The sequence below is a fragment of the Microcystis sp. M109S1 genome (assembly GCF_020247025.1).
GTDB lineage: Bacteria > Cyanobacteriota > Cyanobacteriia > Cyanobacteriales > Microcystaceae > Microcystis.
In genome coordinates this window covers 1-5768 of record NZ_JADBRW010000430.1, presented here as the reverse complement: position 1 = coordinate 5768, position 5768 = coordinate 1, and the positions used below count along the sequence as shown (strand labels likewise).

Genomic DNA, 5768 nt, shown 5'->3' with positions numbered 1-5768 from the left:
GAAATCAAAGGAGATATTAAAACTCTTGATCAGAAAGTCGAAACAATGGATAAACGACTGGAAAAAGTCGAAGATAGTTATGCAATCCTAGTTAAAGATATTGCGGACTTGAAAGGGTTTAAATCTCTGATTATCCCCATGATTGTAGCTTTTTTAAGTGCCGTGGTAACTTTGGGATTGCGCGGCTTTTTTCTTGGCAACAAACCTTAAATATATCAGGGGATATTTTAATCATCAAGTTTATTTTGTACTCTACCAATAAAATCCATGAGTTTTTGTATTAATCCTCATTGTCCTAAACCGAAAAGTATCACGGAGAGTCGTTACTGTCAATCCTGTGGTTCCGACTTGCTTTTAAATGGTAAATATCGAGTCACAAATTTATTGAGTGCCAAAGGTGGATTTGGTAATACCTATGAAGTGATAGATGAACATAAAATACCCAAAGTATTAAAAGTTCTTACCTACGATTCCAGTAAAGCTATTGATTTATTTCAACAGGAAGCCAATCTTTTAAAACAATTAAATCACCCCGGTATTCCCAAAGGAGAAAACTATTTTATTTATCATCCCCGGGAGAGTCAAACTGCTTTACACTGTTTAGTTATGGAGAAAATTGCTGGTATTGACTTAGAAGAATATCAAAAACAAAGAGGATTTAAACCGATTGATTATAATCTCGCTTGTGATTGGTTAACTCAGTTAGCTAATATTCTCTACGAAGTTCATAAACATAAATTCTATCATCGTGATATCAAACCCTCTAATATTATCTTAAAACCCGATGGTCAATTAGTTTTAATTGATTTTGGAGCGGCGCGACAAGTCACTAAAACCGTCCTAGCAGGAGGCAAAAATACAGGAATTTATACCCCCGGATATGCTCCTCCCGAACAATCTCGCGGTCACTCTGTCCCCCAGTCAGACTTTTATGCTTTGGGCAAAACTTTCGTCTTTTTGTTAACCGGTAAAGAACCCAGTGACCCGAAAATTTATAATATTAATACCAATGAATTTAACTGGCGTAAATATACCCCAAATATCCCTTCTCGATTAGCAGATTTTATCGATAATTTAATGGCAGAAAAACCTATTGATCGACCTAAAGATACCAAAACTTTGCTAAAAATTATTACTGATATTAAAGCCAATCCCCATCAAACTAAAAAAACTAAAAAAACTAAAAAAACTAAAAAAACTAAAAATTCTTCTCTTGAAAAACCTAAAATTATTCCTATTCCCAATCCTGCACTTATTTCTTTACTCGCTGCAATTTCTCCCAGTTATGCTGGGTTTTGGCTCCGTTTAAAAGCCTCTTTAATTGATTCTTTTATCGTTCTTATTATCGCCGCTTTATTAGGTGGTTATATCTGTTTTCGCTTACAACAATGGTCAACTTTTCAAGATTTAAACCTTGATTTTGATATAGCCAAAGAAATCTGGGTTTACTACGCAGCAGGATTAAGTGCAGCTGGAACAACAATTTTTGGTTTTGCTTTATTTATAGCAGCAATTATCTATAATATTCAAGCCAAAATTAACTTTACTCACGAACATATTGCCATCCTGACTGCTCTCGGTTTAGGAATAGTTATTAAATGGTTATATTATGTTTTCTTAGAATATCTTTTTAAAGCCACTATTGGTAAAATGTTTTTTGATTTATCCGTCACCGATAGCGAAGGAAGACGCATATCTTTTGCGAGAGCAAATCGCCGCTACTTACTAAAATGTCTCTCCACTGCTCCCTTATATTTGGGCTTTTTACTGGCAGCCTGGACAAAGAAAAAACGCGCCCTTCATGACATGATTTCCGGTACACAAATCCGCAAAAAAAGTAACCAGAACCTAGAAAAGTAGGGAGATGGGAGCAGGACGATAGGATAAAATCAACTACAATAGGGACAAGATATTCCTGCTTGGTAATTGGGGGATTGTTTATCTTTTTCATCGATGGGATGACCGCAAGCGGGACACATTTCATAATGTCCTACCTCTAAATTAGCTGTTAGTGCCACTCTTTGATCGAAAACGAAACATTCTCCTTGCCAAAGACTCTGATCGGGACTAACTTCTTCTAAGTATTTCAAAATACCTCCCTCTAGCTGATAAACTTGAGAAAAGCCTTGATTTAATAAAAAAGCTGCCGCCTTTTCACAGCGAATTCCCCCCGTACAAAAAAGAGCTATTTTTTTATCGTTAATACTATCAAAATTGTCCTGAATATACTCAGGAAATTGGCGAAAATGCCCTATTTCAGGGTTAAGCGCTCCCGCAAAAGTACCGATCGCCACTTCATAATTATTACGAGTATCGATAACTACCACGTCCGGCTCTTTCAGCAATTGGTTCCACTCTTCAGTTTTGAGATGAATTCCTGTTTTTTCGAGAGGATTAGCCTTGGGTTGACCAAAAGTCACAATTTCCTTTTTTAAGCGAATTTTTAAGCGTTGAAAGGGCAAATAATCGCAAACAGACTCTTTCACCTCTAGATTAGCTAAACGAGTATCGGTTTTTAACCAACTAATCACCTCGGCGATCGCTTGACTGTTCCCGGCGATCGTTGCATTAATCCCCTCGGCTGCCAGAAGAATAGTTCCTTTAATTCCTCTTTCTTGGCAGTATTTTTGTATTTCTGGCTGTTTTTGACGATAATCTGACAAAGCCACAAACTGGTAAAAAGTGGCGACTAGATAAGACATGGCAGGCAAGGGAAAAATTAACTTGTAATATTTTTCACTATAGGTTATGATAGCGAAAGTGTCCTAAAAACCAGATCGGGGGTTTAGCTCAGTTGGTAGAGCGCCTGCTTTGCAAGCAGGATGTCAGCGGTTCGAGTCCGCTAACCTCCATAGCATCTCCCCCATAGTCCTGACTGATTCACTTTTGCTTGGTGATTAGCTCAAGTCTTTTTGGGAAGACAATTAGCTAGGGTTGCCGAAAAAGTTTTTCCTGGGGGCAGGGTGTAGGGTGTAGGGTTTAGGGTTTAGAGGGAGTCGTCTTGGAGTCTCCCCAAAACGAAAACTTCGTACCTCACCATTAAGATAACTGCTATCAATGATGTCTCGTACCTATCAAGCTACTGGAATCAATCTGCAAGGAATGGCCTTCGGAGAAGCCGATCGCCTCTTAACTATTTTGACCGCCGAATATGGTTTAATTAGAGCCATCGCTCCCGGTGCGCGCAAGTATAAATCTTCCCTGCGGGGTAGAAGTGAACTATTTGTGGTCAATAATCTGTTAATAGTCGCAGGAAAATCCCTAGATAAGGTCGTTCAAGCCGAAACTATCGAATCTTATCCCAAATTAAGTCAAAATCTCGCCAAACTCACCGTTAGCCAATACCTCTGCGAACTGGTTTTGGCGATCGCACTGAGCGAACAACCCCAGAGGGAATTATACGAATTAATCTGCGGCCATCTGGCCAGAATTGAAGTCCTCGACGAAAATCAATACATACTTCCCTATCTTTGTCAAGCAATTTTTCATTTCTTAATAATTGCCGGCTTAGTGCCGCAAGTCCATAACTGCCTGTTGACGGGAAAAGCTTTAATTAGGGACAATTGCCTAGGATTCAGTTTCGAGGCAGGGGGAATAATAGATCTAGCTGCCCTAACAGAAACAATCAACCCGCCCAAAATCGATAGTAAACTGACGCGGCAAGAACTGCAATTACTGCAATGCCTAGGAAAAACAGATTTTCCCCCCCAAGAAAACCTTACCTCAGAACTAGCTTGGATTAACCTCGATCGCCTGCTGCGCCGCTATACTCAGTATCATCTGGGAAAAACTTTTCGCTCCTCGGCATTAGTTGAGGGTTTATCTCCCTTAGAATTTTAAACAGATAGCAACAATCATCATAATGCAACTGTTTGACTCAGAAACTGACGACGCTACGTCTAGCGACTCCTCCACTCCTGTTTTTAATTCTTCCGATTCCTCACCGAGGCAATCCGACACAGAAACCATGAACCGCTTGCCTAAACGTGCGCCCAAATCCAATCCTAGTCAGGGTTTTGCCCCAGTGCTAAAAAACCCGCGCTTTCTCATTCTCTGGGCGGGGGGAATTTTTTCCCAATTAGCGGATAAATTCTATTTAGTCCTGATGATCTCCCTAATTGCCACCCATTACCAAAAAGCCGATCAGTCAATTAGTGGCTGGGTATCGGCGATAATGATTGCTAATACAATTCCGGCGGTGTTAGTGGGTTCGGTGGCGGGTGTATATGTTGATAGATGGTTAAAAAAACAAGTTTTAGTTATTTCTAACCTTTTACGCGGGGCTTTTGTCCTCCTCATTCCCCTATTATTATGGTTAGTGCGCGAGCAAACTTTAGCCGTTCCCCTCGGTTGGCTGCCGGAAGGTTTAAGAAATTGGCATTACCGGCTACAAGGAGAATTTAATTTACCCTTCGGTTTTTTCCTGTTGTTAGTCATTACTTTTCTTGTCTCCACCTTAACCCAATTTTTTGCCCCCGCCGAACAATCTACCCTGCCATTAGTGGTAAAACGCCGTCATCTTTTGCCGGCTAATTCCCTCAACACTTTAACCACCATGGCGGTATTAATTATCGGTTTTGCCATCGGTGAACCTTTATTAGCTTTTGCTGATAGTATTTTCGGCACGAGAGCCGGACAATTTGATATTGGCAAAGTGATGATTGTCGGTGCTTTTTATATAATTGCCGGTTTAATTCTAATTATCCTGCGAACTAACGAAAAATATGTCATTCCTACCGCAGAACAGCCCCATGTTTGGGAAGATATCCGCGACGGCATTCGTTACCTCAACAAAAATCATAAAGTTCGTAATGCTCTGATTCAATTAGTCATCTTATTCTGTATTTTTGCTGCTCTATCGGTATTAGCCGTCAGTATGGCCGAAAAACTACCCGGGTTAAAAGCTTCTCAATTTGGCTTTTTATTAGCCTCCTGTGGTGCAGGAATGGCAGTTAGTGCGATTACCCTAGGTTATTGGGGTCAAAAATTCTCCCACACCCAATTAAGTCTCTGGGGTTCTCTGGGTATGGCGGCAGCTTTAATCGGTTTATCTCTAGCCACAAAGAGTTTAATTTTAGCCTTCGCTATGACGGCTTTATTAGGGATTTTTGCCGCTTTAGTCGGGGTTCCCATGCAAACCACCCTACAGGCAGATACACCCCCCGAAATGCGCGGTAAAGTCTTTGGTTTAGAAAACAATGCCGTTAATATTGCCCTCTCTTTACCCTTAGCTGTTGCGGGTATCGCCGAAACTCAATTCGGACTCCGACCGGTACTATTAGCTTTAGCAGTTATGGCAGTTATCGGCGGTGGTTTTACTTGGTATGTTTCTCGCTCAGTTATCAGTAAACAGTAATCAGTAATCAGTAATCAGTATTCAGGAGTCAGTATTCAGTATTCAGTATTCAGGAGATTGCCTTTATTTATTCTCCCATACCCCCCGCAAAGAAGCGAAACTAACATTAACTAAACGGTAGCTTTTGGTAGTAATTACTGAGTAACGCACAGAAAACGGGTTTCTCGGAGAAACCCGTTTTCTACTCATGCCTCATGCAAAAAGGGGAATATAGCGTTTCCTGTTGACAAGAGGTACATTCTCAATCCTGAAAAGCTTAATCAGCAAAGGTTAAAGTGTGCCACACAGATGTGAGAACCGCTATAAATAAATAACTAAATAGCTAATTAACTTACATCTGATAAATAAATAACTAATTAACTTAAAACTTACATCTGATAACTGATAACTGATAACTGATAACTGATAACTG

The 5768-nt window shown here is 40.2% G+C and carries 4 protein-coding genes, 1 tRNA gene and 1 pseudogene; 5 read left to right on the top strand and 1 reads right to left on the bottom strand.

Features of this window, described 5'->3' with window-relative positions; genetic code table 11:
- Positions 1 to 210 (top strand): annotated as a pseudogene (locus tag IM322_RS21255) (hypothetical protein); the annotation flags it as partial.
- Between the two features lie 57 nt (positions 211 to 267).
- Positions 268 to 1860 carry a protein kinase domain-containing protein gene (locus IM322_RS21250; protein ID WP_287676145.1) on the top strand — a complete coding sequence of 531 codons (1593 nt, stop codon included), beginning with the start codon at positions 268 to 270 and terminating at the stop codon, positions 1858 to 1860.
- Between the two features lie 29 nt (positions 1861 to 1889).
- Here IM322_RS21250 and trhO read toward each other — a convergent pair whose 3' ends face one another.
- Positions 1890 to 2702: an oxygen-dependent tRNA uridine(34) hydroxylase TrhO gene (gene trhO, locus IM322_RS21245; RefSeq protein ID WP_287676144.1), complete on the bottom strand. Its 813-nt coding sequence runs from the start codon at positions 2700 to 2702 to the stop codon at positions 1890 to 1892.
- A gap of 77 nt (positions 2703 to 2779) precedes the next feature.
- On the opposite strand from trhO, the gene IM322_RS21240 reads away from it, so the two are divergent.
- The 3 genes from IM322_RS21240 to IM322_RS21230 all read left to right on the top strand — a co-directional run bounded on the left by IM322_RS21240 (position 2780) and on the right by IM322_RS21230 (position 5356).
- Positions 2780 to 2852 (top strand) — tRNA-Ala (locus IM322_RS21240).
- Between the two features lie 205 nt (positions 2853 to 3057).
- The gene (gene recO / locus IM322_RS21235) at positions 3058 to 3840 is read left to right on the top strand and encodes a DNA repair protein RecO (protein WP_286826758.1); all 783 of its coding nucleotides are present in this window, start codon (positions 3058 to 3060) and stop codon (positions 3838 to 3840) included.
- A gap of 22 nt (positions 3841 to 3862) precedes the next feature.
- Entirely contained in the window at positions 3863 to 5356 is a 1494-nt protein-coding gene (locus IM322_RS21230) for an MFS transporter (RefSeq protein ID WP_287676143.1), read from the top strand.
- Positions 5357 to 5768 lie beyond the last annotated feature (412 nt).

Bases quoted from the DNA above. Each gene is read 5' to 3' on its own strand.
- IM322_RS21250 (WP_287676145.1), top strand. From the start codon at position 268: ATGAGTTTTTGTATTAATCCTCATTGTCCTAAACCGAAAAGTATCACG.
- trhO (WP_287676144.1), bottom strand. From the start codon at position 2,702: ATGTCTTATCTAGTCGCCACTTTTTACCAGTTTGTGGCTTTGTCAGAT.
- recO (WP_286826758.1), top strand. From the start codon at position 3,058: ATGATGTCTCGTACCTATCAAGCTACTGGAATCAATCTGCAAGGAATG.
- IM322_RS21230 (WP_287676143.1), top strand. From the start codon at position 3,863: ATGCAACTGTTTGACTCAGAAACTGACGACGCTACGTCTAGCGACTCC.